This is a genomic window from Rhodobacter sp. SGA-6-6 (assembly GCF_011043545.1).
Taxonomy (GTDB): domain Bacteria; phylum Pseudomonadota; class Alphaproteobacteria; order Rhodobacterales; family Rhodobacteraceae; genus Pseudogemmobacter.
Genome location: NZ_JAAKGP010000049.1, coordinates 1 through 1,386, shown reverse-complemented (window position 1 = coordinate 1,386; position 1,386 = coordinate 1). Strand labels below are relative to the sequence as shown.

General features: G+C 60.8%; 2 protein-coding genes. One reads left to right on the top strand and one right to left on the bottom strand.

From position 1 onward, the window contains the following. Positions 1-449: restriction endonuclease (locus G5B31_RS20890; RefSeq protein WP_205912057.1), on the top strand; the 449-nt coding region annotated here is incomplete at its 5' end. Between the two features lie 220 nt (positions 450-669). Here the strand turns inward: G5B31_RS20890 and G5B31_RS20885 are convergent. Beyond that, on the bottom strand, positions 670-1,386 hold a 717-nt coding region (locus tag G5B31_RS20885), incomplete at its 5' end, for a ParB N-terminal domain-containing protein (protein ID WP_165020112.1).

Genomic DNA, 1,386 nt, shown 5'->3' with positions numbered 1-1,386 from the left:
ATCAGTTGTCGCCACAGAGGTTTGAGCAGGTGATCTTGGACCTCCTCACTGCCATGGGCTATGGCGGAGGTGATGCCGCAAGAGGACTAACCACCAAGGCAACTGGCGACGGGGGCGTTGACGGTATAATCCATGAGGATGCGCTGGGCCTCGATGCTGTATACATCCAAGCCAAGCGATACGCTCCCGAAAACCGGATTGGCCGACCCGACATTCAGCGGTTCATCGGATCGCTAACTGGTGAGGGGGCCACCAAAGGTGTCTTCGTCACTACCTCAGATTTCTCGCGCGAGGCGAGTGAGTATCTCCAACGCGTCCAGCACCGGGTCGTTCTGATCAACGGGCAGCGTCTCGCCCGGCTGATGCTCCAACACGGAGTTGGTGTCAGGGTCCGCAGCCGCTATGTCATTCAGACCGTGGACGAGGACTACTTCGCAGACGTAACCTGAGAGAGTGACGGCCACAGCGAAGACCGATGGTGACCTTGCGCCACCAGCCAAGAAGATGACTTGCGAGGAACTGAGCTGGCGTCACTCCCTGTCCAACCCTCCCCATGGAACGTGAGACACCCCGCCGCTTCACCCCCGTGATGGGGGAAAAGTCGCCAAGGTATAGCATCGGTGAGGCGCTCACGTATGCGTCCCAAAAACATGCGCCACCCCTCATGGTTCAGAAGGGGCAATCGCCTTCCCCGCCGTCTTCATCCGCGAGAACGTAACCTAGGTGGTCCATCACGCTTTCCAGTTGCCGCCCTCCGCACAGGTCCAGCAGCTCCGCCGCTGCCTCTGGTGATCTCTTCATGAGGTCCGCCAGCTCTGCCCCGAAGCGACGATGCGCCCGCTGCACCAGCCCTTGCCGCCACTCGTCGCGCTCTTCGTCAGACCACTCCCGATCCTCACCACCCCTGTTAAGCATCTGCGCCTCCCACCATGTCTTGGGAGCGTCCTCACCCTTTGCCTGTAGCTCCCTCCAGACCCGCCGCATCTGCGCCACGGTCCCATCGCTGATGCCACAGAAAGCCACAACCGTCGCCTTGGACTGCTCCCCTTCGACGGTCAGCTTCCATGCCCAGTTGGCACGGTCATCGTAGCTCAGGGGAAGCCGAGCCTTGGCGTTGTCCTGTATCGGGATCAGGAGCGCAGTCTGCCTGTCGCAGCGGTAGACAGCAGCGGGGATACCTCTGGCCATGCCGTGGCGACGGTAGGCTTCAAGCCGATGGTGTCCATCAGCGACCGTGAGAGCGCCCGTATCAGGGTCTTCCCAGAGGCTCAGGGGGTCGAGTTCGCTACCCTGCCTCAACACCTCCAGTAGAGCTGTTATGTGCGCTTCGTTCAGACCTCCACCTCTCGGCTGAAACGTATCTTCGTCCGTCAGGATGCGATGAAT